The organism is Cohaesibacter intestini (assembly GCF_003324485.1).
Lineage (GTDB): Bacteria > Pseudomonadota > Alphaproteobacteria > Rhizobiales > Cohaesibacteraceae > Cohaesibacter > Cohaesibacter intestini.
This window is the reverse complement of sequence record NZ_QODK01000001.1, coordinates 68256-95175: the sequence shown is the minus strand read 5'-3', so window position 1 is coordinate 95175 and position 26920 is coordinate 68256. Positions and strand designations below refer to the sequence as shown.

Below are 26920 nucleotides of genomic sequence, written 5' to 3'. Positions count from 1 at the left end.
TCAAGTTATCAACTGTCAAAAAGTCGCACAAAAGGCAACGGTTGTATATTGAATGATCTCAAAAACAGATCATTGATCCAGACTTGTTCGGCGGATGATCGCATTTTGGCGTAGGTGTGGACGCAAAAAGCGTGCTTAACCCTCCGGATAAACCCTGAATACAGAATGTCGCAGCGGCATATGCATCAATTGCAGTCCTTGGCGTGAAGCAATGCGCTATCACGATGGGGGAAATAAAATTTTCTGGCTGCAATCAAGGGCGGACCGTGCCAGACTAACGTCCAATGCCGCCCCTGCGGACTATCAGGCGCTGCCAATTTCGGGCGGCTTGGACTGAAGCGGGGCAGGGCATGACGAAAATCGTTCGTCAGATCGGTTCAACAAGCATAACAGATATCGACAAAAGGGGTTTTACATGTTGCGTCAATTTATGGGTGCCGCTGCTTTTGCTGCCGCAATGGCTGCAAGCGCTGCATTTGCTGCAGACATCAATCCTGCCGTTGTCTATGACCTCGGCGGCAAGAATGACCAGTCCTTCAACCAGTCCGCTTATGCCGGCGCTGAGAAATACAAGGAAGACACCGGTAGCGCTTACCGCGATTTTGAAATTCAGAATGACACCCAGCGCGAACAGGCCATGCGTCGCTTCGCTAAAAAAGGTCACAACCCGATTGTCGTTATCGGTTTCTCCCATGCGGAAGCATTGAAGAAAGTGGCACCGGAATTCCCGGAAACCAAGTTTGCCATCATCGACATGGTTGTCGATCTGCCAAACGTCCGCTCCGTGGTCTTCAAGGAGCATGAAGGCTCCTACCTTGTTGGTCTTTTGGCTGCCAAAGCGGCCAGCTCGGGCAAAGTCGGTTTTGTTGGCGGCATGGACATTCCGCTGATCCGTGCTTTTGCCTGCGGCTACAAGCAAGGTGCCAAAGCAGCCAACCCGGATCTGGAAGTGTTTGAAAACATGACCGGCACCACTGGCGCTGCATGGAATGACCCTGTGAAGGGTGGCGAACTGGCCAAATCCCAGATCGATCGTGGCGCTGACGTGATTTATCATGCTGCTGGCGGCACGGGCGCTGGCGTCCTGCAGGCAGCCGCTGACGCTGGCAAACTGGGCATTGGCGTTGACTCCAACCAGAATGGCCTGCATCCGGGCAAAGTCCTCACCTCCATGGTCAAGCGCGTCGACATCGCTGTCTACAAAGCCTTCAAAGATCTGGCCGACGACAATTGGAGCTCGGGCATCAACGTGCTCGGTCTGGCCGAAGGTGGCGTGGCATGGGCTGACGATGCCAACAACAAGGACCTGATCACCGAAGACATGCGTGCTGCTGTGGCTCAGGCGTCCAAAGACATTGTCGAAGGCAAAATCGTTGTGCATGACTATCGTGCCGACAATACCTGCCCATTCTAAGGCGATCTGCTTCAACGCCCCGCTTATTTCGGCGGGGCGTATCCCAGAGACACAAAGAGACACAACACGACGTCGCCGTATCCCCGGAGACGCCGGATAAGCCGAAGGGCCACACGGTCCATTGGGAAACGCCCACCCACACCGCTGATGCCATGCGCTGACACCACGTTTGTGGTGAAAGACGCTCAAGCGAAAGCGGGTCCTGAATCTCTGTGACCGGAGTGTTGGCCAGAACCGCTTCTGACCGACCAGACAGAAATGCCGGGAGGGGCTTGAAATGGGGAACATGACTTTGCATTTGGACGAGACGACGCAAAAGCAAGGCGGAAACACTGAAGGTGGGGCCGGCAACGGGCCGACTGATCCCGTCGCAGCCATTCGCCTGGTGGGCATCGAAAAGCGCTTTGGCCCCGTATATGCCAACCGGAACATTGATCTGACGGTCAATAAAGGCTCGATCCATGGGATCATCGGCGAGAATGGCGCGGGCAAATCCACCCTGATGTCGATCCTCTATGGCTTCTATCAGGCCGACGCTGGCGATATTTTCGTCAATGGCCGGAAGGAACTGATTTCCGACAGCCAGAAGGCGATCAGCATCGGCATCGGCATGGTTCACCAGCATTTCATGTTGGTCGACAATTTCTCGGTTCTGGAAAATATCGTGCTTGGCGCCGAAGGCGGAGCGACGTTGGCGGGCGGTTTTGCCAAGGCCCGCAAGGAACTTCGGCGTCTGGCTGACGAATATGAGTTGAACATCGACTCCGATGCGCTGATCGAAGATCTGCCGGTCGGGCTGCAGCAGCGGGTCGAGATCCTCAAAGCGCTTTATCGGGGTGCCGACATCCTGATCCTCGACGAACCGACCGGGGTGTTGACCCCGGCTGAAGCAGACCATTTGTTCCGCATTCTTGAGCAATTGCGCGATCAGGGCAAAACCATCCTGCTGATCACTCACAAGCTGCGTGAGATCATGGCGATCACCGACGAAGTATCGGTTATGCGCCGTGGCGAGATGGTCGGTCATGTCCACACCAAAGACACCTCGGTGGAGCAATTGGCCGAAATGATGGTCGGCCGTCGGGTCCTGCTGCGGGTGGAAAAGGGTGAGGCCAATCCGGGCAAGGAAGTCCTCAAGGTCGAAAATCTCACCGTCACCGACAAGCGTGGTGTCGATCTGGTCAAGGATGTGTCCTTTTCCGTGCGCGCAGGCGAGATTGTCGGCATTGCTGGGGTGTCTGGCAACGGTCAGAGCGAGCTGATAAAAGCCATTGCCGGGATGATCCGGGCCCGCTCGGGTCGGGTGCTGCTCAATGACGAGCCGATTGGCGTTGCCGAGAACGCCGACGCCTTGGAGCTGCGCCATCGTGGCATGGCCCATGTGCCTGAAGATCGCCACCGCACCGGTCTTGTCACCAAGTTCCCCGCTCGGGAGAACATGATTTTGGGCTATCAGGATCAGGAAAAATATGGCAAGGGCCTATTCCTTGATCTCGATGCCATTTTGGCGGAAACCCAGCACCATATGGAGGATTTTGACGTCCGCCCGCCGGATCCGCACTTGAAGATGGCCAACTTTTCGGGTGGCAACCAGCAGAAGCTGGTGCTGGCCCGCGAAATGGAACGCAATCCGGATATTTTGCTGGTGGGTCAGCCAACCCGCGGCGTCGATATCGGGGCGATTGAATTCATTCACAAACGCCTGATCGAAATGCGCGATGCGGGCAAGGCGATCCTGTTGGTGTCTGTCGAGCTCGATGAAATCCGCTCCCTTTCCGACCGTGTGTTGGTGATGTTCGCGGGCAAGGTGGTTGGCGAACGTCCGCCGACGGCCTCCGAGCAGGAGCTGGGTCTGATGATGGCGGGTGTGGAAGACACCTCCAAGGTCCAATCACACAAGGAAAGAGCTTCGCAAGAAGCCAGAGGAGGCGAGAAATGAGTGCTCCCCTTGCAAAATTGCCCAAATGGGTCGATTACGGCCTCATCCCTCTGCTCAATCTGACCGCAGCCTTTCTGGTGTCCGGTCTGGTGGTGCTGTTGATCGGTGAGAATCCACTCGAAGCGGTCTACTGGCTGGTGCAAGGCTCGCTTGGCTATGGCGAAGGCGTCGGTTTCACCCTTTATTACGCCACCAACTTCATTTTCACTGGTCTTGCAGTGGCGGTGGCTGCCCATGCTGGCCTGTTCAATATTGGCGGCGAGGGGCAGGCCTATTTTGCCGGCCTCGGCGTGGCGCTCGCCTGTCTGGCGCTTGATCATTATGTTCCATGGTGGATTACCTTTCCCTTTGCCCTGATGGGCGCGGCTTTGTTTGGCGCGGCTTGGGCGGCGATCCCGGCCTATCTGCAGGCCAAACGTGGCAGCCATATCGTTATCACCACCATCATGTTCAACTTCATCGCCTCAGCGGTGATGGCTTATTTGCTGGTCGAAATCTTCAAGCAACCGGGCTCGATGCAGCCGGAAAGCCGTACCTTCCTTGAAGGCGGCCGTCTGCCTTTCATGCATGACGCTCTGGGCTGGTTTGGTATCAAGGTGGCGAAATCACCACTCAACCTGTCCTTCGTGGTTGGCCTTGTCGCTTCGGCTTTGGTCTGGATGATGGTCTGGCGCACCCGCCTAGGCTATGCCATTCGCACCATCGGCACCAACCCCGATGCTGCCGTCTATGCCGGTATCAAGGTGCCGCGCATCATTATCATCACCATGATGATTTCCGGTGGCCTTGCCGGTCTGATGGCGCTGAATGAGGTCATGGGCGTGCAGCACCGCCTGCTGCTCGATTATGTCACCGGCTATGGCTTCGTTGGCATTGCGGTGGCCTTGATGGGCCGCAATCACCCGGTCGGCATCCTTCTGGCGTCCTTGCTGTTCGGCATGCTCTATCAGGGCGGGGCCGAGCTGGCCTTTGAAATGCCGAAGATCACCCGCGACATGATCATCGCCATTCAGGGTCTGGTCATTCTGTTTGCCGGAGCCATGGAGCATATGTTCCGCCCGGCTCTCATCCGCCTCTTTGCAGCCTTGGGCTCCAAAGATGTCATGAGCGAAGCGTAAGGGAGAGCGATTATGGATTTTCTGATTACCCTCACCCTGATCCTCGATTCCGCCGTTCGCTTGTCGGTGCCTTTGCTCTTGGCCTGTCTGGCTGGCCTTTATTCCGAGCGCTCCGGTGTGGTCGATATCGGCCTTGAAGGCAAGATGTTGGCCGGGGCCTTTGCCGCCGGGACGGTTGCCGCGCTCACTGGCTCGGCTTGGCTTGGCATGGGGATGGCAATTGTCGTCTCGATCTTCTTTGCGCTGATCCACGGCTATGCCTCGATCACCCAGCGTGGCAACCAGATTGTCTCTGGCGTCGCCATCAATTTCGTCGCTGCCGGTCTCACCGCCCTTTTGGGGCAGGCATGGTTCTCGATGGGTGGCAAGACCCCACAATTGCAGCGCGAAGCCCGCTTCAATTCGATCGATCTGCCCTTTGCCGAAAGCCTCAAGGATGTGCCGGTCATCGGTCAGCTCTATTCGGAATTGATGTCGGGTCACAATCTTCTTGTCTATGTCGCGGTGGTCGCCGTTGCCGTGACCTGGTGGATCCTGTTCCGCACCCGCTTCGGGCTGCGCCTGCGTGCGGTTGGAGAAAATCCCGGTGCCGTGGATACCGCAGGCATTTCGGTTGCCTGGCTGCGCTACCGGGCGGTGATGATCACCGGGGCCCTTTGCGGTCTGGCCGGTACCTATCTGGCCATCGCCCAGTCGGCAGGTTTTTCCAAGGACATGACCGCTGGTCGTGGCTTCATCGCGCTGGCCGCCCTGATCTTTGCCAAATGGAAACCGGTCAATGCGTTGGGCGCCTGCTTCCTGTTCGGCTTCCTTGATGCGGTGGCCATTCGCATGCAGGGCGCCAGTTTGCCACTCGTCGGTCAGGTGCCGGTGCAGTTCATGCAGGCCCTGCCTTACATTCTGACAGTGATCCTGCTTGCAGGCTTCATTGGTAAGGCCATCCCGCCCAAAGCCAGCGGCACCCCTTACACCAAGGAACGCTAGGAGTATCAACCCAAGATGTCCCCAGTTACGGTGTCTACAGACGTTACCGAACAGAGCCTGGAGCTCTTGCGCCTCGCCCAAAAGGCACGACTTCAGGCCTATGCACCCTATTCACGGCTTCTGGTCGGGGTCGCCTTGCGCACCCGGGCAGGGAGTGTTCATGCGGGTTGCAACATCGAAAATACGGCCTTCCCGGAAGGTTGGTGTGCCGAAACCTCGGCCATCTCTGCCATGATCATGGCTTGTGATGGGGTGGAAAGTCGCGAGATTGTCGAACTGGTGGTGATTGCCGATCACACACCACCCATCACCCCATGTGGCGGCTGTCGACAGCGGATCAAGGAATTTGGCGGACCGGACACAATTGTCCATGCCGCCGATCTTGACGGCATCAAGCAGAGTTTTCTGCTTGGTGATTTGCTGCCCGCAGCCTTCGGTCTTTAAATTCATCAAGACGAGCAGGGCGAGGCCCGAAGGCGATCAGCCACTAGGGGCCGTTGCCCGCCTCGCTCTCATTCAGTTCATTCCTGCCATCCCTCAGAGGGTGACGGCAGGCGCAATACAGGAGAAGCGACAATGACCATCAAGGGTCTCGCTCACGATGCCGCGCAACGCATTCTCGACAAAATCAAAGGCCCCATCGAGGTCGGCATGGTGCTGGGCTCCGGTCTCGGCACCTTGGCCGATGACGTGGAAAATGCCGTACGTTTTCCTTATCACGAGCTACCGGGCTTTCCGGTTTCCTCTGTCTCTTCCCATGCTTCCGAGCTGGTGGTTGGCACATTGATGGGGGTAAAGGTTGCTATTCTTGCGGGTCGCGCCCATTTCTATGAGCGTGGAGACGCAACCATCATGAAACAGCCTTTGGCGACCCTGAAGGCGCTGGGCTGCGATCACATCTTGCTAACCAACGCGGCGGGGTCCCTGCGCGAGGAAATCGCTCCCGGTGAGTTGATGCTGATTGACGATCATATCAACTGGTCCGGGCGTTCACCCTTGATTGGCGTGGAAACCGACGATCGCTTTGTCGGACTGACCGAAGCCTATGACGCCCAACTACGCTCCAACCTCACGGTGGCGGCCGCCAGCGCCTCGGTGGATCTCAAGTCCGGCGTCTATGCCTGGTTTTCCGGGCCTAACTTTGAAACGCCAGCGGAAATCCGTGCCGTGCGGATGCTGGGGGCCGATGCGGTGGGTATGTCCACTGTGCCAGAGGTCATTCTCGCACGCTGGATGGGGATGCGCGTTGCTGCCATTTCCACCATCACCAACTATGGCGCTGGCATGACAGGCACCGAATTGTCTCATGAAGAGACCAAGGAAGTGGGCCCTATCGGAGCTCAGAAGCTGATCAAGGTCATTCGGGCCTATTTGCAGGCACTGGCTGCCTGACAGGCGCGTTATAAAGAATAAACAAGACGGAAGAACGTCTCGCGCGACCCAGCGCGAGGCATGTCTTTCTGTCTTTCTAAGAAACAATTGGCCAAAGGCCACACTGTGAGAGACGCATCCATGGATAACAAGCAATTGGCTGCAAAAGCCATTTCCCTGCTCGATCTGACCAATCTTAACGATGATTGCGACGAGGCCGCCATTGAGGCGCTTTGCCAAAAAGCCCAGACCCCACACGGCAACACCGCCGCAGTCTGCGTCTGGCCCCGGTTCGTCGCCAAGGCGAAAAGCTGCCTTGAGGGGACCGGCATCAAGGTCGCGACTGTGGTCAATTTCCCTCACGGCGGCGATGATCTGTTGGCCACGATCGAGGAAACCAAAGCTGCCATCGCCGATGGCGCTGATGAAATTGATCTTGTCTTGCCATACAAGACATTTGCCAATGGTCGTCGTGGCTATGGCGAAACCATGGTCGTTCGCGTCAAGGAAGCCCTGTCGGGCGATGTCAAGCTGAAGGTCATTCTGGAAACCGGCGAGCTGAAAGATGCGGACGTCATCCGCGAGGCTGCCGAAGCGGCCATTACAGGCGGAGCGGATTTCATCAAGACGTCTACGGGGAAGGTCGAGGTCAATGCCACCCCGGAAGCCGCCGAAATCATGCTCGATGTCATCGCCCAGAGCGGCAAGCACGTTGGCTTCAAGCCAGCAGGTGGCGTCCGCACCTTGGACGATGCGGCGACCTATCTCGCTATCGCCGAGAAATTTATGGGGTCCGACTGGGCAACGCCTGCCCATTTCCGCTTTGGCGCCTCTGGTGTGCTTGATGCGCTTTTGGCTGTCATGGACGGCAAAGAGGCCGAAGCAAGCGAGGGCTATTGATGCTACCTCAGGAAATCATTCGCAAGAAACGCGATGGCGGCACACTGACTGCGGCGGAAATCCAGTTCTTCGTCGATGGCATCACCTCAGGCGATGTCACCGAAGGTCAGATTTCGGCCCTTGCCATGGCGGTCTATTTTCAGGGCATGGAGCTCGATGAACGGGTGGCGCTAACCTTGGCCATGCGCGATTCCGGCACCGTGCTGGACTGGTCCGAGCTCGACGGCCCGGTGGTCGACAAGCATTCAACCGGCGGGGTTGGTGACAACACCTCCCTGATGCTCGCCCCGGCATTGGCCGCTTGCGGGGCCTTTGTGCCGATGATTTCCGGTCGCGGCCTTGGTCATACCGGCGGCACGCTGGACAAGTTCGATTCCATCCCCGGCTATGTCACCCAGCCCGACAATGACCTGTTCCGCAAGGTAACCAAGGAAGTCGGCTGCGCCATCATCGGACAGACCGCCAATCTGGCCCCTGCCGACAAGCGTTTCTATGGCATCCGCGATGTCACCGCGACGGTGGAATCGATCCATCTGATCACCGCCTCGATCCTGTCCAAGAAACTGGCCGCCGGTCTGCAAGGCTTGGTGCTCGATGTCAAGTCCGGCTCCGGTGCCTTCATGCCGTCCCATCAGGACAGTGTCGCGCTGGCCAAAAGCCTCGTCACGGTTGCCAATGGGACAGGGGTGAAGACCTCGGCGCTGATCACCGACATGAATGAGCCGCTGGCCAGTGCCGCAGGCAATGCGATCGAAATGAAAAATGCGGTCAATTTCCTCACTGGTGACGCCATCGATCCGCGCAACTGGGACATCACCGTGGCGCTCTGTGCTGAAATGCTGCTGATTTCCGGTTTGGCGTCTGATCGCGACGAGGGCACGGTCAAAATCGAGGAAGCCTTCCGCTCCGGGGCTGCGGCCGAGAAATTCAGCCAGATGGTCACCGCTTTGGGTGGCCCGGCTGACTTCATTGACAATATGGAAGATCACTTGAAGTTGGCGCCCTTGGTGGCTGATATTCATGCGGATGGTGAGGGTTTCGTCTCCGCAATTGACACGAGGCAAGTGGGCATCGCCGTGGTTGAACTGGGCGGGGGCCGCGTGCGCGCTGCTGACGCCATCGACCATTCCGTCGGCCTCGACAATCTGGCAGGCCTTGGTGACAAGATTGACGCTCATCGCCCGATTGCTCGGGTCTATGCCAACAGTCAGGATCAGATCGACGCTGCCGCTGCCCGCATCAAGGGTGCCTATCGCCTCGGCGATGCGCCGGTCGAAAGCGGCACAGTCTATCAGATCATCGATCGCGACACTGAGTAACGACAACACAAATACAAGCGGGTCGAGCGGTCCGTCACAAATGAATAGACCGGTCGCTCCCCGAAATATAAAGGAGGTGCGTTATGGCACGGGCATTTCTACTGGTTCTCGATTCCTTCGGCATCGGCAATGCGCCCGATGCGGAGCAATATGGGCGTCCAACCTCGGACAAGGGGTCGAACACGCTCGGCCATATTGCTGAACGGTGCGCACGAGGGGAAGGCGACCGTCAGGGCTTGCGCTCCGGTCCGCTGAGCATCCCCAATATGGACCGCCTTGGTCTGGGTCTGGTGGCGGAAAAAGCCGCCGGCAAGCGCCCAGATGGCCTCACCTATGACGGTGAGCCGACGGGGATCTGCGCCAATGCGGTGGAAGTCTCCAAAGGCAAGGACACCCCGTCCGGCCATTGGGAAATTGCCGGGGTGCCGGTGCCGTTCGATTGGGGCTATTTCCCCGACACCGAGCCGACCTTCCCACCTGAGTTGACCAAGGCCTTACTTGAGAAAACCGGCCTGCCGGGCATCCTTGGCGACAAACATGCCTCCGGGACAGTGATCATCAACGAGCTGGGCGAAGAAAGCATCCGCACCGGCATGCCGATCTGTTACACCTCGGCGGACTCGGTCTATCAGATCGCCGCCCATGAAGAGCATTTCGGCCTTGAGCGGCTCTATGAGATCTGCGAAATCGCCTATGATCTGGTCGCCCCTTACAATATCGGCCGGATCATCGCCCGTCCTTTCATCGGTGAGACGCCCGCCGATTTCGAACGCACCGGCAATCGCCGCGATTTCTCGGTCCTGCCACCGGAGCCGACCTTGCTCGACCGGGCAAAAGAGGCTGGCCGCAATGTGCTCGCCGTGGGCAAAATCTCGGACATTTTCGCCGCCCAAGGGGTGACGAAAAAGATGAAGGCCACCGGCAACCCGGAGATTTTCGAAACCACCCTCGAAGCCATCAAACTGGCCAAGGATGGCGATCTGGTCTTCTCCAACCTTGTCGATTTCGACATGCATTTCGGCCATCGTCGCGATGTGCCGGGCTATGCTGCCGCGCTTGAATATTTCGACCAGCGCATCCCGGAACTTCAAGCCATGCTACAACCCGGCGATATGGTCATCCTGACCGCCGATCATGGTTGTGACCCCACGTGGCAGGGCACCGACCATACCCGCGAGCAGGTGCCTGTGTTGATCTTTGGTCCTGACATCAAGGGACGCTATGCAGGCCAGCGAGCCACCTTTGCCGATATTGGCGAGACGGTCGCCGACCATCTGGGCCTTGCGCCGGGTGACCATGGCCGGTCTTTCCTGATTGAGGATTGAGCCTCTAAGCCGCGCCTCATCAAACCCGCCGGTCGCCCATCGGCGGGTTTTCTGCAAATGAAACCCTGCCTGAAACCATGCAATTAAAGCAATAAAAAGAAAGACATATCATGCAAGACAGTGCGATCAAACCAAGTGGGCGAAGCCTTTTGAAAGCCGAGCTGCATCTCCATCTCGAAGGCGGCGCCCATCCCGAACTTGTCCGCAAACTGGCCGCCCGTCACGGCAAGAATCTCGATCACTTCATGCGCGATGACGGCACTTACATCTGGTCCGATTTCACCACCTTCCTTAAATGCTGGGACAAGGTGGCCGAGGTTATTTGCACGCCCGAAGATTATGCCGACCTGACCGAAGACTATCTTCTGCGCAACGCTGCAGAAGGCTGCTTCTATACCGAATTCTTCATCTCTCCCGACCATGTCGCCCTGCTGGGCATGTCCTATGATGATTTGCTGGAGGGGGTGGCAACGGGCTATGAGCGGGCGCGCGCCACTTGCGAGGCTGATGGCTTCCCCATTGATGCCCGTTTCATCGTCACCTGTGTGCGCCATATGGGGCCGGATAAGGCCGTTGGTGTCGCCAAGACTGTGGCTGCCAAGCAGCATCCTTTGGTCACAGGCTTTGGCATGGGCGGCGATGAACGCATGCATAGCCAGGAAGCCTTTGCTCCAGCCTTTGCCATCGCGGCGGATGCCGGTCTTCTTTGCACCACCCATGCAGGGGAATTTGGCGGGCCACAAAGTGTCATCGACGCCCTTGATCATTTGCCAGTCAAACGCATCGGCCATGGGGTGCGCTCGATCGAGGATGCAGATGTCATCAAGCGGCTCGGGGGCGAGGGTATCGTGCTTGAAGTCTGCCCGCATTCCAACGTGGCGCTTGGGCTCTATCCAGACCTTGCCACCCACCCTCTGCCCAGGCTGATGGATGCTGGAGTGCTGACCACCATATCATCCGACGACCCTCCCTTCTTTGCCACCACCATTGGCAAGGAGTATGACTCGCTCGCTGCGCTTCATGGCTGGCAAGAATCAGAGATGAAAGGCTTCACCCGCCGCTCGCTTCAGGCCGCTTTTGTTGATGAAGAGACGCGAGACGGCCTCCTCGCTCGCCTTGATGCGTCCTAAGGCGCAATTGGACCCAAAGGGCAGGCCAGAATCCGGTTCATCATCGCAGATGTGCACCGCTGGCAGCTTGCCCTTTTCCACGTCCTTGGGCTAAGAATGGCAAAATTGGCCATTAGCGAAGGATATGAGAGCAATGAAGCAGGTCACCGTCGTCGATCATCCGCTTGTCCAGCACAAGCTTACCATCATGCGTGAGAAAGACACCTCCACCGCTTCCTTCCGCCAGCTGCTCCGGGAGATCTCGCATCTGCTGTGCTATGAAGCCACCCGCGAGCTGGCAATGACCACCAAAACCATCGAGACCCCTCTGATGGAAATGAATGCCCCGACGCTGGCAGGCAAAAAACTGGTTTTTGCCTCCATTCTGCGTGCTGGCAATGGTCTGCTTGAAGGCATGCTCGATCTGGTTCCATCCGCCCGCGTCGCCCATGTGGGCCTTTATCGCGATCCGGTGACCTTCGAAGCCGTTGAATATTATTTCAAGGCACCAGAAGATCTCGAAGACCGTCTGGTGATTGCCGTTGATCCGATGTTGGCAACTGCCAACTCGGCCATTCTGGCGATCGAAAAGCTCAAAGAGCGCGGCGCACAGAATCTGCGCTTCGTCTCTCTGCTGGCCGCCCCTGAAGGCATCAAGGCCTTCACCGAAGCCCATCCGGATGTGCCGATCATCACCGCCGCCCTCGACAAGAAGCTGAATGAGAAAAACTACATCCTGCCGGGTCTGGGTGACGCCGGTGACCGGATGTATGGCACCAAATAAGCATCATTGCGGGCAACAATCTGCAAATGAAACAATGAGAGCAAGGCCTGAGCATCCGCTTCAGGCCTTGTTTACTTTATGGGCCAAAAAACCGGTTGGTGCTGCCGCGACTTAACGACTTTTCCGTGCCGTGCCCGTCATGATGAACCAACGACGGACGGAAAAGAGAGGCATCCATGGCGCGCTATTTGATCATGGCGATTTTGGCGATCGGAATTTTCACCCAGATCCCCATGCTGGCCAGTGACTGGCTCAAGACCAATGGCTATCTGGAAAGCGACGCGGTCGAAGCCAAGAGCACGCAGGTCTCGCCGAACGGATCGCAACAGTCCTATCAGCAGAGCAGCGTCAAACGGGTCGGCAAGACCATCCTCAAGGCCAATAAAAACGGCCATTTCTTCACCCGTGCCCACATCAACAACAAATTGATCCGGGTGCTGGTCGATACCGGTGCAACCATGATCGCGCTGAGCTATGAGGATGCCCGCAAGCTTGGCCTTCGGCCGACAAAGTCGGACTTCACCATCCCGGTCAACACGGCCAATGGCCGGACCTATTTCGCCAGTGCCAAGCTGCGGTCCGTCCGCGTTGGTCGAACCGAAGAGCGCAACATCAAGGCAACCATCGCACCCGAGGGTGTTTTGGATATCACGTTGCTCGGCATGAGCTATCTGAAACAGCTCAAACGGTTTGAAATCAGCAACGGCAAGCTCGTCCTCGAAAATTGACTAACCCCGGCAGAGAGCGAGAGGGTGACGGCACAGGGTGTCCCGCCACCAGAGCCCGACGTCCAGTCACATGGCAAAGCCATGGCGTTTGAGATCTTCTGCCAGCCAATAGGGGCTGCGGAAATGATGGGCGTGCATGCCAACGGCCCGTGCGCCATCCACATTCTTCTCGCTATCATCAATGAACAGGCAGTCAGCAGCCTCAAGGCCATTGCGCTCCAGCAAACGCTGATAAATGACCGGATCAGGCTTGATGACCTTCTCGTCCCCGGAAATGACAATATCGCGAAAGGCTTTGAGCGTCGGGAAACGCGCTTGTGCCTCGGCGAAGGTGTCAGCTGCAAAATTGGTGATTGCGTAAAGCGGCACGCCCTGCTCTTCCAGCCGTTCCTTGATCAACACGGTCCCGGCAATGACCCCCGGCACCGTGTCATGCCAGCGGGCGCGAAAGGCACGAATTTCCTGCTCATAATGAGGAAACTGTCCGATCAGGTCGTCTTCCGCTTCTTTCCAGTCGCGGCCCATATCCTGCTGCAAATTCCAGTCTGCCAGCCCGGTCTCATCAATGAAGGCCTGGGTCGCCGCCCGGTCGGGGAAAAAGGATTCATAGAGAAAATGCATATCCCATCGGATCAATACATTGCCGATGTCGAAAACCACAATAGTCGGATTCTTGGTCATAAAAGCCCCATTATTCGCCGTCAGATTTGAGCAATGTGACGTGGTGTTTTGCCATCCTGTTGCAATCCGGCCAGCAAGGGTCGGACGGCTCCGGGGGGCAGAAAGTTTCAGGCAAATCGCTCTGTTTGGCGCGCTTTTCAAAGGCGCTTCACATGCCGAGCGTGATTGATCCTGAAGCCGTAACACAGCATGATGTCCAATATATGATTCGAACTTCAAAAAACGCGGTATTGAGTGACAATGGGAAACTTTCGGACAAGCCACGGGTCAACACGCCAGCACTGGCATTTGTTGGCGGCCTCATGGCTGGTGTTGTTGCTTGTGGTCTGCCTGCCTGTGACCGGCTTTGCGCAAGGTGCCGTGGAAACACGCGCTTTGCCCGCACTACCCATGCAAACCGACCCGAATCTGACAGGCACGGCTGATCCCGATGTGACAGGCCAGCCCGATACAACAGCCGCGCCGAATAGTGCGTCCATTGTGGACTTGTCCCAGCCCATGCCGGACAAGGGGAGCGGAGCCGAAAATCCGGTTGATCTGACAGACATGCCAAAGCCGCTGCGGATCGGGATGGTGGCCGAGCGCGGTGTTGCCTATTTGCAGGGGCGCATCGAGCCATTTCGGCGCTATCTGCAACAAAGCCTCAGTCAGCCGGTCGAAGTGGTCGGTTTTCGGGCCATGCAGGCGCTGATTGCCGCGCACACATCCGGTCAAATCGACTATGCCATCTATCCGGCCAGCACCTTTGCCATGGCCCATGCCTCCTGCGGCTGCCTGATGCCTTTGGTTGCTCCCTTTTCGACACAGGCACCCGATGGCATCTATATGTTGCTGGTGGTGCGCGGGGATAGCAACATCCGAACGCTGGCGGACATGACTGGCCGCTCAATGGCCCTGTCGTCAAAGTCCGGCGCGCTGCCTTTCTATGTCGCCCTGCATGAACTCGGCTTGCAGGGGCTCAATCCCGAAAGGGATCTGTCAGCGCTCTATCGCCGCGAGACCCCGCAGGACGCCCTTGACATGCTGGAGAAAGGCGAGGTGGATGCCGCCCTTGTCTGGTCAACAACCCAGTTCAACCAATCGCTCTTTACCAGCGAAGGCGCGGTGGCTGCCTATCTGGCGGCCAAGAAGACCAGCCGCAACCCCAATCCCGCCCAACCGGATTTCCTCTCCATCTGGCGCTCAAGACCGATCCCTGCGGGCCCTCATGCGGTCCATAATCAAATGCCCAAGCAACAAAGGGCAGAGCTGATCAGGATATTGAAACGCATGAAGCAGGATGACCCGGATGCCTATGATGCGGTCGAGCGCTATTATGATGCAGGCTTTCAGTCCGTCACATTGGAAAGCTATGCGCCGCTGATTGCGGTCGCCACGGCGCGCTGAGCAGACGGGAGAGCCTTGGCATCGCAGAGACACCAATGAAAAAGGCGTTGATCACGGGATCAACGCCTTTTTCATCTAAGGGGCAATGAAGCCTAGAGTTCGCTTACTTTGCCGCAATCTCGGCTGTCAGACGCGGCACCATGATCGCCTTGTCCTTGAATGTCATGCCGCCAAAGATGCTGTTGCCAATTCTGGCTTCGAAATCGATCTCGGCTGCCGCCATGACGTAGAAGGAGTTTGGCACGACCAACCCCGCAGGCAGGGCATAGGGGTCAAGCTCAGCAGTGCCGTGATCCATATCCTTGACCTTGATGATCTTCTTGTTGGCATCCACTTTCACCCCGATCAGCCGCACCCGGTAGGTCAGGTTGTCATAGGGATAGAGAAATTCCTTGATGATCTCATTTTTGAGAATATTGAACTTGTCCTCTGACAAGTTGGTGCCTTGCGTGGTCAGGTCAGCAAGCAGCGTGGCGGCCTGATTGGCCTTGTTTTTCACCAGAACCGCATTCAACGCTTCCCACGAAATCGGAATGACGACCGCCAGCAAAATGGGCACGACGATGGCAAACTCAACCGCTGACGTTCCGCTCTCATCGCGCCGGAATGACTGGAAGCAGGATCGAATTTTCGCGAAAAATGTCATGGCTTTATCCTGTCTGAACTGCGCGTGATCGCTCATATTGACTCTCTAGAAGGGCTCATTGCGGAACACGGTCCGGGCCGTCAGGATGAGTTCCTTGTTGGGAAAGGAACTGAAGGAGTTCAGAAGCGTCACATATTCTGTTGCCGGCAGATAGGCAGAGACAATGACATAGTCGCTGCCCTCGCCCGGTTTGTATTTTTCTTTGGTCTTGTCCGGCAGGCCGTTGGTAAATGGTTTGTCTTGAGACACATCCTTGAGGTCCGGAGCGCTGTGAACATCCAGAACCAGATTGTCCAGGCAATTGTCCTTGCTGAACACAACCTCGTCACAGACCAGCGCCTTGAAACCGGTTTTGGTGATCCCTTGCGCGTCGATCTTGCCCACCCGGATCTGGCGCCCCATTTCGCTGACCGCATCCTCCAGCGAAATGGTCATCACATAGATGTAACCGAAAAACAGGCTAAGGCCGATGGTGATGATGAAGGGGACGGCGAGAATGGCAAATTCAACAGCCGTTGCACCGGACTCATCTGTGCAGAAGAATCGCCGGACACCTTGCCCGATCTGGGCGCGCAGTCTGCCAAAGCGGCTATTGCTGACCATTCCGGACCTTTTTGACGATGCATGCATATGCCATTCCCCTTGACCAACAGACAGCTTTGTCGCGTTTTGTCTGAACAGATGATGCTTCCAACAGGACAAGCGCGCCGGACAGCGGCATCTCACCCCACCGCACTCAGAGTGGACAGTGGAATGAAGACGCATCTCTGGCGCGAATTCTGGTTAAGAATGACAGGAAAGAGTTTAGGAATGATTGGGAAAGGTGGTTAACGGCAAGCCCACGACGAAGGCTGAGAAGATGCAACTGTTAATGGGAGAGGGGGAAACACCCCCTTCTTGCTTCGTGGACCGCGCCGGGAAGGGACAATGCAAAAGAGGCTGGAATTGGGACAAACGATGGAGTTAGACGCCATGTGCCCCTATAAATAAAGCAAAAGGCACGGAAAACCGTGCCTTTAGAATTGGGGTCATACAAGAGGTAGAGGACTTATTCGTTGCCATCGATCTCGATTTGCTCGCCCTTTGACATCCGCTTGTAGGTCTCGATCTGCTGGGCCAGTGCCACGGAGTGTTTTTCCTCGTCACCCATGCGATAGACAGGTGAACAGTCCGGTGCGCAATTGAGAGTTTGCCGTGTCACACCCTTATACACCGTTACGCTGTTCTCGTTGGCCGCAGACACATTAAGCAACTCATCGGCAATCGGCTCCCCTTCAGCATCCAGAACAATCAGGTTGGTCGAGCCATATTGCTTGCCGGTGATAATCAGGGTTTGGCTATCCTTGATCGTCGCATCCGCAATGGCCGGGTTGCCGATAATGATCATCGCAGCGGGCCGAGAAACACGCATCACCTTGGCACGATCCACCTTCACGTCGATCACCGGATAGGATTGCGCAAGGCTGAGGGAAGGGGCCAACGAGCCGCCAGCCAGAAGCAGAGCAAAGAGTGCGGACGCAAATTTCATTTCAACCTCCGAAGGGCACCGGTTCTTCCGGCGTGATTGCCCATACTTCCCACATGGTTTGTGCACCCCGTCAGCGGTTGCAATCTCATTGAACGGGATTGAACACAAAGTGCATTCATACCTGTGGTTTGCACAACCAACTGTTTGGCGACGACAAAACAGGCCCTAAAAGCCTGAACATTCATGCCAATCATGGAAAAAAATGGTGAAGGAAGCCTTAAAGACACCGGGAAGTGAGAATTGGAAGCCCCAAGTTTGGTGACTGCATGTAAAAGAGTTGGGCTTCTATCCATCTCCTTTGCAATATTATTTGTGTTTAATTTGACGATATAATCAAATAATTTTAATAAATATAAGTATTAATTGATCTTAAAGAGTCGATTAACCATGCTTTTGTTGGATTAATATATCATTTAGGCTTATGCGTTGTATGTAAAAATTTAACCATGACTTACCGATGGTTGCGATTGAACGAGTGTTATTGTGATATTTAACCAGTTAGAAAGAGATTTGCCCTAAAAGTATTCTTGTCTGAGGGGCGCAGTCAAAACGCAATAAAAGCAAAAGCCGCCAGACGGAAGAGCTGTCAACAAATGGAATTTCTAGGAGTCCAAAATGAAACTTTTTGCTCGCTTTATGAAAGACGAATCTGGTGCAACCGCTATTGAATACGCTCTGCTCGCTGGCCTGATTGGCGTTGGCATCGTGACCGCAGCCGGTAACCTCGAAGGGTCCATCACGTCCCTGTTCGGCACCATCAAAGGCAAACTGGACGCTGTGAAGTAATGTCCAGCTGGCAATGCGCCGCTTGCTGGCGCGCCGGTCTTGATTGGAAAAAGGCTGCCTCAACGGGCGGCCTTTTTTCGTCGATTTGGAAAATTGTATCAAGAAAATCAATGCTTTGATAACGATTTTCCCGCATGATCTCTGCGACGGGCGCAAGCTCTGTTTGATGATATCCAACCGACGGGAGCCTATGACATGATCGACACCATCTTTGCCTGGGCCTTGCTTTTGTTTGCGCCGCTGGTTTTTGCCTATGCTGGCAGCTCGGACATCTTCAATATGCGCATTTCCAACCGGGTGGCCCTCATCTTCATGGTGCCATTTCCGCTTTTTGCCTATGGCATCGGTATGGGCTGGACCGAGGCCTTTACCCATCTTGGTGTGGCCGTGGTGACATTGGTCATCTGTTTCGGCCTCTGGATGGTCAAGGCGATTGGCGGTGGTGATGCGAAGTTCGCAGCCGTGGCCTCCCTGTGGCTCGGGCCTGAACTGGCATTGCTGTTCTTTGCATTGACGTCCGTCTATGGCGCCTTGATGGGGATTTTCTTTCTCTATTTTCGGTCCCAGATGCTTCCCAAATTCCTCATCCGGACGAACTGGGTCTATCGCCTGCACAGCATCAAACGCATTCCTTATGGCGTCGCCTTTGCCATTGCAGGCCTGCAGATCTATGCGGGATCGGACTGGATGCAGACCGGCATTCGTCTGGCGATATCCTGACCCGAAGCGCCTTCAACCGTACCATCTGATCGAACGCTCGGCCGTCTTCGTCCGGGCGTTTTGTGCGTCTACCCTTCAGTCTCGCCTCCCTCTTTGCCGCAAAATGCGACTTTAACGGCATATTAAGCACGCTCGCTTACTTGTCGTTAACCATAAGTGTTGGACACTACAGCAAAGGAGCAGGTGCGCCTGTTGCTGACTGTCATCGCATAAGGACGGGAATCCGAGTTATGAAAGTTGCGCGTATAGCTGTTGTTGTTGTTGCTGTGCTTGCTGGCCTGATTGCCATGATGCTTGCCCGCTCCATGGGTGACAAGCAGCCGGAAGGACCGGTTGAGCAGGAGGTTGCAGCGCCGGTACTGGACGTGGTGGAAGTCCTCACTGCAGCTAAAACCGTATCGCTGGGCTCCAGTTTCACCGCTGACATGTTCGTTTGGCGCAAATGGCCAGCCGACAGCACCAGCCCGGGCTATATTCTGCGTGACGATCGCCCAGAGGCAGACAGCGAACTGGTCGGTGCGGTGGCGCGCGGCTCCTTCCTGCAAGGAGAGCCGATCAATGAAGGCAAGATCGCCATCGCCGGCAAGGGTTTCATGTCATCGATCCTGCCCAAGGGCTTCCGTGCGGTGGCAACCCGCATTTCTCCGGAAACCAGTGCTGGCGGTTTTATCCTGCCCAAGGATCGCGTTGACGTCATCCTGACCGAAGAAGGCGACAAGCGGGTCACCTCCGAGACGATCCTTACCAATATTCAGGTTCTGGCGATCGACCAGACCATCGAAGATCAGGACGGCACCAAGGTGGTGGTTGGTGAGACAGCAACGCTGGAACTTTCTCCAAGCCAGAGTGAAATTCTGGTTTCCGCCCAGCAGCAGGGTGCATTGTCCCTCGCCCTCAGGTCCCTTGAGGATGCTGGTGGCGATGAACGCCGCGAGGAGGCGCAGAGCGGCACGATCACCCTTGTGCGTTCAGGACAGTTGAGCAAGAGGACGGTAAAGCAATGAGCAGACATTTCTCGAGCGAGCCCGCCAATGGCTCCAGGACCCTGTCGGCAGCCGTTGAAATCTGGTTGTGGCAGGCGGCCCGTCTCACAGCCCTGATGCTGGCCGTCATCGGCCTTGTCTATTTTGGCCTTGGCTCAGCGCCCGTCAGCGCAGACTCGACCGTACGGCTTCAGTCCGCCAGCGCCCATGGTCGTCACATCACGGTCGGCCTTAACAAATCGATTGTCATCGAGACCCCGCGCGATGTGCGCGATGTGCTGGTATCCAGCCCCACCGTTGCCGATGCCGTCGTCCGCAAGGCCCGACGCGTCTATATCATTGGCATGAAGGTTGGACAGGCCAATGTCGTCCTGTTTGACGGCAGTGGCGGCCAAATCGCCAGTTTCGAAATCAATGTGGCGCGGGACAATACCGCCCTTGCTGCCTTGCTGCGCCGGATGATTCCGGGATCCAACATTCAGGTGGAGGGTGTCGGTGAAGGCGTGGCCCTGTCCGGTGCCGTGCGCAACCCGGCCGACTCACAGAAAGCCATGGATCTGGCTGCCACCTATGTTGGTGACAAGAAAAAGGTCAGCAACTACATTTCCGTGCAGGCCCGCGAGCAGGTTCAATTGCGCGTAACCGTTGCCGAGGTCGAACGGACCGCGCTGAAACAGCTGGGCGTCAACCTTCAGGGTTCCTTCACCGCAGGCAATGTTTCCGGTGCTGGCCTGACCGAAAACCCCTTTTCTGCGACGCTGGTCAACCTGTCCGAGACGGTGCTTGGTCTACGCGTCGGCTCCGCTTCAAACTATGCGAGCGGTACTTTGCAGGCGATGGAACGCGCCGGCCTCATCCGTACGCTGGCTGAACCGAACCTGACCGCGATTTCGGGCGAAAAGGCCGACTTCCTGGCAGGTGGTGAATTCCCGATCCCCGTTGGGGTTGAAGATGGCCGGATTGGCATCGAGTTCAAGCCCTTCGGTGTCGGGCTCGGTTTCCGCCCGGTGGTGATGTCGGAGAACCGCATCAGTTTGCAGATCAAGACCGAAGTGTCGGAAATCTCCTCGGATACCTCTGTTCGTTTGGGCAGCGTGACCAACTCGGTCAACATTCCCGGCCTCAGGGTGCGGCGTTCCTCGACCACCGTCGAGCTGCCATCCGGGGGCACCATGGCCATGGCCGGTCTGTTGCGCGATGAAATTCGTCAGAATATTGATGGCTTCCCGTTCCTCAAGGATCTGCCAGTGCTTGGCCAGTTGTTCCGCTCGCGTGACTTCAAACGCAGCCAGACCGAACTGGTGATTTTTGTCACCCCATACATTGTCGAACCCATCGCCAAGTCGAAGGCTTCGCTGCCAACCAAGAATGTCGAGCCGGCATCCGACATGAATGCCATTTTCCTCGGTCAGCTCACCCGTCGCTACGATATGAGCGGTGGCAAGGGGCGCCGTGGGGTCCGGTATCACGGCCGCTTTGGCTACAGCTATGATTGAGGGCAGAGAGATGAAATATTGGAAAGAGGTCGTTTCGATGTCCGACACACAACCGCACGCACTGTCTTCTGGCCGGTTGCTGAAAGCGGCCGCAATCGCCGCCTGTGCCTTGACGCTGGTTGCCTGCGACAGCAAACGTGAAATCACCGGTTCCGTGAGTGATGATTATCGCTTGCGCCATCCGATCACTTTGCAGCAAGCGGCTCGCACCATCGACATTCCGGTTGGAATTCATAGCGAAAATCTGACCCCATCCTCCCGGTCGGCTGTTGCCGCCTATGCTCGCGATTTCAAGCATGAAAATGCGGCCGTCATCCAGATCATGGTGCCATCCGGGGCCGAGAATGAAAGCAGCGCTGGCTACATGGCCAAGCAGGTGCGGACCGAATTGATGCGTTCCGGTGTCAAGCCAGGCCAGATCGACATGATCTCCTATGGTGCAGCCAATGCGAGCGATGCGCCGGTCCGCTTGGCCTATCCGCGCGTTGAGGCCAAAACCCTGCCTTGCGGCACGCATCCTGCGGATCTGGGGCAGCAGAAGGACAATCGCAGCCATTTCGATTTCGGGTGCACCACGCAGGCAAACTTCGCCGCCATGGTCGCCAATCCGCAGGATCTGGTGCAACCGCGTGGCTGGGATGCCCGCGACAGCATGCGCCGAGCCACGACCACCGAAAAATATCGCAACGGCGAAGCCTCCTGGTCACAAGATCTGGGGACCTCCGTTGGATCGAGTTCAGAGGTTAGCAAATGAGCGAACAAAGAGCTCCTGAGTCTGGTTTTGAGCTGGACAATGACTTGGCTGCGTTCGAGCAGGAATTTGCCAGCGCGGGCGTTGAAGAACTGGCGGAAATTCGCCCGCTCCCCCGTGTGTCGATTCATGCTTTCTGCGACACGCCGCAAATTCTCGAGACGGTCGAGGCGGTTGCCGCCGACCGCCGGATGGCGCGTGTTCATCTGAAAGCGGTGATGGGTGGCATTCGCTCGGCGACGGAATTCTTCTCCGAGGCCGCCACGCCGAACCTCATCCTGCTTGAGGCCAATCAGAGTTATGATCAACTGGTCGACGATCTCGACAAGCTGGCGGAAGTCTGTGACATCGGCACCAAAGTGGTGCTGATCGGTCATATCAACGATGTGCAGATGTACCGCGATCTTGTTCGCCGTGGTGTGTCGGAATATATCGTGGCACCCGTCGGCCAGATCGAGCTGATCAAGTCCCTCAGCGACCTGTTCGGCAGCCCGGAAGCCGAACCGCTTGGCAAATCCGTTGCTTTCATTGGCGCCAAGGGTGGTGTCGGCTCTTCCACTCTCGCTCACAATGTCGGTTGGTCGATCTCCTCGAAATTCCAGCAGGACGTGATCATTTCCGACTTCGACGTCGCCTTCGGGACCACCGGGCTCGATTTTAACGAAGATCCACCCCAGACCATTGCCGACGCCATCAAGGCAGCTGACCGCCTCGATGACCAGTTTCTCGAACGTCTGCTGACCAAATGTTCCGAGCGCCTGAGCCTGCTGACGGCGCCCGCCGTGCTCGACAATACCTGCGATTATGACGGTGAGTTTTTCGGCCACATGATGGAGCTGCTGCAAAATAGCGCCCCCTATATCGTCATGGATCTGCCCCATGTCTGGACCGAATGGAACCGCCAGCTGCTGCTCAATGCCGACGAAATTGTCATCACGGCGGCACCGGATCTGGCCAACTTGCGCAATGTCAAAAATTTGCTCGACCTGCTCGGGCAGGAACGGCGCGGGGACAGGCCGCCTCATCTGGTGATCAACCAGACCGGCATGCAAAAGCGTCCGGAAATCAAGGCCAAGGAATTTGCCACGGCTCTTGAACTGACCAACTATGTCGAAATTCCATTCGATGCCGCTACCTTCGGTATGGCAGCAAATAATGGCCAGATGATCAGTGAACTGGGATCAAATGCAAAAACCGCAGACATTTTCGATACCATTGCTGGGGACATTACCGGTCGCTCTGATGCACCGAAAGCCAGCAAATCCTTGCTTGCCCCGCTGTTGGGCAAGTTGAAAAAGTCGAAGTAACTGGTGAGAGTATATGTTCGGAAAACGTGGAACAGATAGTGCGCGGAAAGCCCCGGTGGCACCCAAGCCTTCTCCTGCCAAGCCAGAGGCCAAGAAGCAGGACGACAGCGCTTACAAGCAAGCGGTCGAAGTGAATTATCAGCGGATTGAAGAATCCTCTCAGGCAGGCCGTTCCGAACAGTATTTTGACATCAAGACCTCCGTCTTCGGGGCCCTGATCGATACCATTGATCTGGCCCAGATGGCGCGCTTGGACGCAGAGACGGCGCGCGAGGAAATTCGCGATATCGTGTCCGAGATCATCGCGCTGAAAAACATCGTCCTGTCGATTGCCGAGCAGGAAGACCTGCTTGATGATATCTGCAACGACGTGCTTGGCTATGGTCCGCTGGAGCCGCTATTGGCCCGCGACGACATCGCCGATATCATGGTCAATGGGGCCGAGAAAACCTACATCGAAACTTCGGGCAAGGTGTATTTGACCAATGTCCGCTTTCGTGACAATGGTCAGCTGATGAATATCTGTCAGCGGATCGTGTCGCAGGTTGGTCGTCGCGTCGATGAATCAAGCCCGATCTGTGACGCCCGCCTGCCCGATGGATCCCGTGTCAACGTCATCGCGCCACCTTTGGCCATTGACGGTCCGTCCCTGACCATTCGTAAGTTCAAGAAAGACAAACTGACCCTTGATCAGCTGGTCAAGTTCGGTTCGATTTCGCCAGAAGGGGCCAGCATCCTCAAGATCATCGGCAAGGTCCGCTGTAATGTGGTCATTTCGGGTGGTACCGGTTCAGGCAAGACCACGTTGCTCAATTGCATGACCAACTATATTGAGGTCGACGAACGCGTCATCACCTGTGAAGACGCCGCCGAGTTGCAATTGCAGCAGCCCCATGTGGTGCGTCTGGAAACCCGCCCGCCGAATCTGGAAGGCGAGGGACAGATCACCATGACCGACCTCGTCAAAAACTGCCTGCGTATGCGTCCTGAGCGTATCATCGTCGGTGAGGTGCGTGGCTTTGAAGCCTTTGACCTTTTGCAGGCAATGAACACTGGCCATGACGGCTCAATGGGCACCTTGCACGCCAACTCGCCGCGTGAAGCCTTGTCGCGTCTGGAAGCCATGATCACCATGGGCGGCTATGACCTGCCCACCCGGACCATCCGCGAAATGATCGTCGGCTCGATTGATGTCATCATTCAGGCCTCGCGCCTGCGTGACGGCTCGCGCCGCATCACCCACATCACCGAAGTCACGGGTATGGAAGGGGATGTGATCACGACGCAGGATCTGTTCCTTTATGAGATCCAGGGTGAGGACGCCAACGGCAAGATTATTGGCAAGCACAAATCCACCGGCATCGGTCGTCCTGCTTTCTGGGAGCGGGCCCGATATTATAACGAAGAAGCCAATCTGGCTGCCGCTCTCGATGCGGCCTCAGATAGCGATGGCTATTGATTTTCGGCCTTTCCAACGGTGCATTCCGAATGCATAGGCCAGACGACACAAAGCCTCCTGTTCGGCAAAGGCCAAACCGGGAGACTGCACACTGGGTAGAAAAGAAGGCTGACAAGGAGCGAGCATGGATTTTGTCACAGATGACCTGATCTTCACGATTGCGTTGTTTGCGCTCGTGGTTTTCGCGGTGGTTGGCATTGCGTGGGGCTTGTTCTACCCCAAGCTTTCCAAGGACCATCGGCGCCGTCAGCGGATGGAAACCATTTCGATTAGCCGTGTCCATCTGGCCGACAAACGGATCAAGGCCGCAAGCGCTGATCGCCGCAAGGATCTCGAAACCAGCCTGAAGAAGATCGAAGAGGCCCAGAAGCAGGGTGCCAAGAAAAAGCAGACCCTGTCCGCCCGTCTGGTTCAGGCCGGTCTGGAAATCAAGCCGCGCACATTCTGGTTCTATAGCATGATTTGCGGGGCCATCTGTTTTCTGGGTGCCTTGATTGGTGGCATGAGCCTGTTGGTTTCACTGGGCATTGGTATTGTCGGCCTTATCGGCCTGCCCAATCTTTGGCTGGCACGCAAACGCAAGAAGCGGATAAACAAGTTCATCGCCGAGTTCCCCAATGCCATCGACGTCATCGTCCGGGGTATTCGTACAGGCTTGCCACTGGGCGACTGCATCGTCATTGCATCCTCCGAAACCGCCGAGCCGGTTCGCTCCGAATTCAAGCGTCTGGTGGACGAGCAGGCCATGGGGCTACCCCTGTCTGCGGTTGTGCCGCGCCTGCATGAACGGGTGCCGATTGCCGAGACCAACTTCTTTGCCATCGTCATTGCCATTCAGGCCCAGGCCGGTGGCTCCCTGTCCGAGGCTCTAGGCAACCTGTCGCGCGTGCTCCGGTCCCGTGCCCAGATGAAGGAAAAGATCTCGGCCATGTCGATGGAGGCCAAGGCGTCTGCGGCCATCATCGCGGCGATGCCTTTCATCATTGCCTTCATGACCTATCTGACCTCGCCCGACTACATCATGGTGATGTTCACCCACCCGATGGGGCACATGGTCATGGCGGCGACCTTCGTCTGGATGGCGATTGGCATCATCATGATGCGCAGCATGATCAACTTCGATATTTGATCCCGGAAATCCTGACAGCTGGGCTGTCGGGAAATCTCTGGGTCTGACAAGGAATATGGCACATGATTGGCTTTGATATTCAGGACATTTTTGCGGTGATGACGGCCATCGCCGTGGTCGCGTCGATCCTTGCTGCAGCCATGCCATTCCTTGAAACGGACAAGCTCGGCAGCCGTATGAAAGAGGTGGCGACCGAACGCGAGCAGATCCGCCGCCGGGAGCGGGCAGCCCTGAACAACGATGGTCGCGGCAAACCCTCTCTGCGTCAGGAGCCCAAGGCGGTGATCCTGAACATCGTTGACCGTTTCAAAATGCGCGATGCTTTTGCCGACAAGGAAAGCCGCATTCGGTTGAAACAGGCGGGCTTTCGCAGTGAAAATCACCTGATGACCTTCACCTTTGCCCGGATCGTCGGGCCGATGGTCGGTCTGATGGTGGCGCTCTTCTATTTGTTCATTGTCCTCAAGCCTGACTATCCGCCGATGGTCCAGATCTTTCTGTCGCTGCTGTTTGCCTATGCTTGCTACTACGCCCCGGCGCTCTATATCCGCAACCTGATCTCCAAGCGGCAGGCTTCGATCACCCGCGCCTGGCCAGACGCTCTCGATCTGCTGCTGATTTGCGTCGAATCCGGCATGACAGCAGAAACCGGCTTTCAGAAAGTGGCTGCCGAAATCGGCAAGTCGAGCGTTGAGTTGGCCGAGGAAATGACCCTTCTGACCGCCGAATTGTCCTATCTGCAGGATCGCAAGATCGCCTATGAGAATATGTCGACCCGCACCGGGCTGGAAGGTGTACGCGCGGTGATGACCTCGCTCATTCAGGCCGAACGCTATGGCACGCCGCTTGGTGATGCCTTGCGTGTGATGGCCAATGAAAACCGTACCATGCGCATGACAGCAGCCGAGAAAAAGGCAGCGGCCCTGCCGCCGAAACTGACGGTGCCGATGATCCTGTTCTTCCTACCCGCAATTTTTGTTGCCGTTCTGGGACCGGCGGCCATTTCCTTCTGGGGCTGATCGGGACAACAAGCCCCAACCCAACCCAAGAGACAAAA

Annotated in this window: 26 protein-coding genes; 22 read left to right on the top strand and 4 right to left on the bottom strand. The window is 56.6% G+C overall.

Annotation, left to right across the window (positions count from 1 at the left end; all coding sequences use genetic code 11):
* Positions 1-415: 415 nt before the first annotated feature.
* The 12 genes from DSD30_RS00455 (at position 416) to DSD30_RS00400 (ending at position 12991) form a co-directional block, all read left to right on the top strand.
* Positions 416-1414, top strand: a complete 999-nt coding sequence (locus DSD30_RS00455; RefSeq protein WP_198662755.1) for a BMP family lipoprotein — start codon at positions 416-418, stop codon at positions 1412-1414.
* 277 nt (positions 1415-1691) lie between these two features.
* On the top strand, positions 1692-3353 hold the full coding sequence (locus tag DSD30_RS00450; RefSeq protein ID WP_245418320.1) for an ABC transporter ATP-binding protein: 1662 nt from the start codon (positions 1692-1694) through the stop codon (positions 3351-3353).
* A complete protein-coding gene (locus DSD30_RS00445) occupies positions 3350-4471 on the top strand; it encodes an ABC transporter permease (protein WP_114007648.1) in 1122 nt (373 codons plus the stop codon). The genes DSD30_RS00450 and DSD30_RS00445 overlap by 4 nt, the downstream gene beginning before the upstream one ends.
* 12 nt (positions 4472-4483) lie before the next feature.
* Positions 4484-5455, top strand: a complete 972-nt coding sequence (locus DSD30_RS00440; protein ID WP_114007647.1) for an ABC transporter permease — start codon at positions 4484-4486, stop codon at positions 5453-5455.
* A 15-nt stretch (positions 5456-5470) separates the two neighbouring features.
* Positions 5471-5899 (top strand): cytidine deaminase, encoded by a 429-nt coding sequence (locus DSD30_RS00435; RefSeq protein WP_114007646.1) that lies wholly within the window; start codon positions 5471-5473, stop codon positions 5897-5899.
* A gap of 138 nt (positions 5900-6037) precedes the next feature.
* Positions 6038-6847 carry a purine-nucleoside phosphorylase gene (locus tag DSD30_RS00430; RefSeq protein ID WP_425359446.1) on the top strand — a complete coding sequence of 270 codons (810 nt, stop codon included), beginning with the start codon at positions 6038-6040 and terminating at the stop codon, positions 6845-6847.
* Positions 6848-6967: 120 nt separating this feature from the next.
* Positions 6968-7726 (top strand): deoxyribose-phosphate aldolase, encoded by a 759-nt coding sequence (deoC, locus tag DSD30_RS00425; RefSeq protein ID WP_114007644.1) that lies wholly within the window; start codon positions 6968-6970, stop codon positions 7724-7726.
* Positions 7726-9045 (top strand): thymidine phosphorylase, encoded by a 1320-nt coding sequence (deoA, locus tag DSD30_RS00420; RefSeq protein WP_114007643.1) that lies wholly within the window; start codon positions 7726-7728, stop codon positions 9043-9045. The genes deoC and deoA overlap by 1 nt, the downstream gene beginning before the upstream one ends.
* 83 nt (positions 9046-9128) lie before the next feature.
* Positions 9129-10370: a phosphopentomutase gene (locus DSD30_RS00415; RefSeq protein WP_114007642.1), complete on the top strand. Its 1242-nt coding sequence runs from the start codon at positions 9129-9131 to the stop codon at positions 10368-10370.
* Positions 10371-10480: 110 nt separating this feature from the next.
* A complete protein-coding gene (locus DSD30_RS00410; protein WP_114007641.1) occupies positions 10481-11500 on the top strand; it encodes an adenosine deaminase in 1020 nt (339 codons plus the stop codon).
* 133 nt (positions 11501-11633) lie between these two features.
* Entirely contained in the window at positions 11634-12263 is a 630-nt protein-coding gene (upp, locus tag DSD30_RS00405) for a uracil phosphoribosyltransferase (protein ID WP_114007640.1), read from the top strand.
* Between the two features lie 176 nt (positions 12264-12439).
* Positions 12440-12991, top strand: coding sequence for a retropepsin-like aspartic protease family protein (locus DSD30_RS00400; protein WP_114007639.1), 552 nt, complete (start codon positions 12440-12442; stop codon positions 12989-12991).
* A 66-nt stretch (positions 12992-13057) separates the two neighbouring features.
* Here DSD30_RS00400 and DSD30_RS00395 read toward each other — a convergent pair whose 3' ends face one another.
* The gene (locus DSD30_RS00395; protein ID WP_114007638.1) at positions 13058-13672 is read right to left on the bottom strand and encodes an HAD family hydrolase; all 615 of its coding nucleotides are present in this window, start codon (positions 13670-13672) and stop codon (positions 13058-13060) included.
* A gap of 240 nt (positions 13673-13912) precedes the next feature.
* On the opposite strand from DSD30_RS00395, the gene DSD30_RS00390 reads away from it, so the two are divergent.
* The gene (locus tag DSD30_RS00390; protein ID WP_114007637.1) at positions 13913-15058 is read left to right on the top strand and encodes a phosphate/phosphite/phosphonate ABC transporter substrate-binding protein; all 1146 of its coding nucleotides are present in this window, start codon (positions 13913-13915) and stop codon (positions 15056-15058) included.
* 103 nt (positions 15059-15161) lie between these two features.
* On the opposite strand, the gene DSD30_RS00385 is transcribed toward DSD30_RS00390, so the two are convergent.
* From DSD30_RS00385 to DSD30_RS00375, 3 genes are all read right to left on the bottom strand, one after another.
* A complete protein-coding gene (locus DSD30_RS00385; RefSeq protein ID WP_157967494.1) occupies positions 15162-15704 on the bottom strand; it encodes a TadE/TadG family type IV pilus assembly protein in 543 nt (180 codons plus the stop codon).
* A gap of 45 nt (positions 15705-15749) precedes the next feature.
* Positions 15750-16307, bottom strand: a complete 558-nt coding sequence (locus DSD30_RS00380) for a TadE/TadG family type IV pilus assembly protein (RefSeq protein WP_157967493.1) — start codon at positions 16305-16307, stop codon at positions 15750-15752.
* Between the two features lie 445 nt (positions 16308-16752).
* Positions 16753-17232, bottom strand: a complete 480-nt coding sequence (locus DSD30_RS00375; protein ID WP_114007634.1) for a pilus assembly protein N-terminal domain-containing protein — start codon at positions 17230-17232, stop codon at positions 16753-16755.
* 615 nt (positions 17233-17847) lie between these two features.
* Between DSD30_RS00375 and DSD30_RS00370 the strand changes: the two genes are divergently transcribed.
* The 9 genes from DSD30_RS00370 (at position 17848) to DSD30_RS00330 (ending at position 26882) form a co-directional block, all read left to right on the top strand.
* The gene (locus DSD30_RS00370) at positions 17848-18018 is read left to right on the top strand and encodes a Flp family type IVb pilin (protein WP_114007633.1); all 171 of its coding nucleotides are present in this window, start codon (positions 17848-17850) and stop codon (positions 18016-18018) included.
* A gap of 195 nt (positions 18019-18213) precedes the next feature.
* Positions 18214-18738, top strand: a complete 525-nt coding sequence (locus DSD30_RS00365; RefSeq protein ID WP_114007632.1) for an A24 family peptidase — start codon at positions 18214-18216, stop codon at positions 18736-18738.
* A 230-nt stretch (positions 18739-18968) separates the two neighbouring features.
* Entirely contained in the window at positions 18969-19742 is a 774-nt protein-coding gene (gene cpaB, locus DSD30_RS00360; protein WP_114007631.1) for a Flp pilus assembly protein CpaB, read from the top strand.
* The gene (locus DSD30_RS00355; protein WP_114007630.1) at positions 19739-21217 is read left to right on the top strand and encodes a type II and III secretion system protein family protein; all 1479 of its coding nucleotides are present in this window, start codon (positions 19739-19741) and stop codon (positions 21215-21217) included. Before cpaB ends, DSD30_RS00355 begins: the two co-directional genes overlap by 4 nt.
* Positions 21218-21254: 37 nt before the next feature.
* Positions 21255-21971: a CpaD family pilus assembly protein gene (locus tag DSD30_RS00350; protein ID WP_157967492.1), complete on the top strand. Its 717-nt coding sequence runs from the start codon at positions 21255-21257 to the stop codon at positions 21969-21971.
* Positions 21968-23275, top strand: a complete 1308-nt coding sequence (locus tag DSD30_RS00345) for a CpaE/TadZ family protein (RefSeq protein WP_114007628.1) — start codon at positions 21968-21970, stop codon at positions 23273-23275. Before DSD30_RS00350 ends, DSD30_RS00345 begins: the two co-directional genes overlap by 4 nt.
* A 13-nt stretch (positions 23276-23288) precedes the next feature.
* Positions 23289-24734 (top strand): TadA family conjugal transfer-associated ATPase, encoded by a 1446-nt coding sequence (locus DSD30_RS00340; RefSeq protein WP_114007627.1) that lies wholly within the window; start codon positions 23289-23291, stop codon positions 24732-24734.
* Positions 24735-24858: 124 nt separating this feature from the next.
* The gene (locus tag DSD30_RS00335; protein ID WP_114007626.1) at positions 24859-25863 is read left to right on the top strand and encodes a type II secretion system F family protein; all 1005 of its coding nucleotides are present in this window, start codon (positions 24859-24861) and stop codon (positions 25861-25863) included.
* A gap of 62 nt (positions 25864-25925) precedes the next feature.
* On the top strand, positions 25926-26882 hold the full coding sequence (locus tag DSD30_RS00330; RefSeq protein WP_114007625.1) for a type II secretion system F family protein: 957 nt from the start codon (positions 25926-25928) through the stop codon (positions 26880-26882).
* Positions 26883-26920: the final 38 nt, after the last annotated feature.

What these genes read in the sequence shown, in the direction of transcription:
- DSD30_RS00455 (WP_198662755.1), top strand. Translation starts at nt 416, where the DNA reads ATGTTGCGTCAATTTATGGGTGCCGCTGCTTTTGCTGCCGCAATGGCT.
- DSD30_RS00450 (WP_245418320.1), top strand. Translation starts at nt 1,692, where the DNA reads ATGGGGAACATGACTTTGCATTTGGACGAGACGACGCAAAAGCAAGGC.
- DSD30_RS00445 (WP_114007648.1), top strand. Translation starts at nt 3,350, where the DNA reads ATGAGTGCTCCCCTTGCAAAATTGCCCAAATGGGTCGATTACGGCCTC.
- DSD30_RS00440 (WP_114007647.1), top strand. Translation starts at nt 4,484, where the DNA reads ATGGATTTTCTGATTACCCTCACCCTGATCCTCGATTCCGCCGTTCGC.
- DSD30_RS00435 (WP_114007646.1), top strand. Translation starts at nt 5,471, where the DNA reads ATGTCCCCAGTTACGGTGTCTACAGACGTTACCGAACAGAGCCTGGAG.
- deoC (WP_114007644.1), top strand. Translation starts at nt 6,968, where the DNA reads ATGGATAACAAGCAATTGGCTGCAAAAGCCATTTCCCTGCTCGATCTG.
- deoA (WP_114007643.1), top strand. Translation starts at nt 7,726, where the DNA reads ATGCTACCTCAGGAAATCATTCGCAAGAAACGCGATGGCGGCACACTG.
- DSD30_RS00415 (WP_114007642.1), top strand. Translation starts at nt 9,129, where the DNA reads ATGGCACGGGCATTTCTACTGGTTCTCGATTCCTTCGGCATCGGCAAT.
- DSD30_RS00410 (WP_114007641.1), top strand. Translation starts at nt 10,481, where the DNA reads ATGCAAGACAGTGCGATCAAACCAAGTGGGCGAAGCCTTTTGAAAGCC.
- upp (WP_114007640.1), top strand. Translation starts at nt 11,634, where the DNA reads ATGAAGCAGGTCACCGTCGTCGATCATCCGCTTGTCCAGCACAAGCTT.
- DSD30_RS00400 (WP_114007639.1), top strand. Translation starts at nt 12,440, where the DNA reads ATGGCGCGCTATTTGATCATGGCGATTTTGGCGATCGGAATTTTCACC.
- DSD30_RS00395 (WP_114007638.1), bottom strand. Translation starts at nt 13,672, where the DNA reads ATGACCAAGAATCCGACTATTGTGGTTTTCGACATCGGCAATGTATTG.
- DSD30_RS00390 (WP_114007637.1), top strand. Translation starts at nt 13,913, where the DNA reads ATGGGAAACTTTCGGACAAGCCACGGGTCAACACGCCAGCACTGGCAT.
- DSD30_RS00385 (WP_157967494.1), bottom strand. Translation starts at nt 15,704, where the DNA reads ATGACATTTTTCGCGAAAATTCGATCCTGCTTCCAGTCATTCCGGCGC.
- DSD30_RS00380 (WP_157967493.1), bottom strand. Translation starts at nt 16,307, where the DNA reads ATGGTCAGCAATAGCCGCTTTGGCAGACTGCGCGCCCAGATCGGGCAA.
- DSD30_RS00375 (WP_114007634.1), bottom strand. Translation starts at nt 17,232, where the DNA reads ATGAAATTTGCGTCCGCACTCTTTGCTCTGCTTCTGGCTGGCGGCTCG.
- DSD30_RS00370 (WP_114007633.1), top strand. Translation starts at nt 17,848, where the DNA reads ATGAAACTTTTTGCTCGCTTTATGAAAGACGAATCTGGTGCAACCGCT.
- DSD30_RS00365 (WP_114007632.1), top strand. Translation starts at nt 18,214, where the DNA reads ATGATCGACACCATCTTTGCCTGGGCCTTGCTTTTGTTTGCGCCGCTG.
- cpaB (WP_114007631.1), top strand. Translation starts at nt 18,969, where the DNA reads ATGAAAGTTGCGCGTATAGCTGTTGTTGTTGTTGCTGTGCTTGCTGGC.
- DSD30_RS00355 (WP_114007630.1), top strand. Translation starts at nt 19,739, where the DNA reads ATGAGCAGACATTTCTCGAGCGAGCCCGCCAATGGCTCCAGGACCCTG.
- DSD30_RS00350 (WP_157967492.1), top strand. Translation starts at nt 21,255, where the DNA reads ATGTCCGACACACAACCGCACGCACTGTCTTCTGGCCGGTTGCTGAAA.
- DSD30_RS00345 (WP_114007628.1), top strand. Translation starts at nt 21,968, where the DNA reads ATGAGCGAACAAAGAGCTCCTGAGTCTGGTTTTGAGCTGGACAATGAC.
- DSD30_RS00340 (WP_114007627.1), top strand. Translation starts at nt 23,289, where the DNA reads ATGTTCGGAAAACGTGGAACAGATAGTGCGCGGAAAGCCCCGGTGGCA.
- DSD30_RS00335 (WP_114007626.1), top strand. Translation starts at nt 24,859, where the DNA reads ATGGATTTTGTCACAGATGACCTGATCTTCACGATTGCGTTGTTTGCG.
- DSD30_RS00330 (WP_114007625.1), top strand. Translation starts at nt 25,926, where the DNA reads ATGATTGGCTTTGATATTCAGGACATTTTTGCGGTGATGACGGCCATC.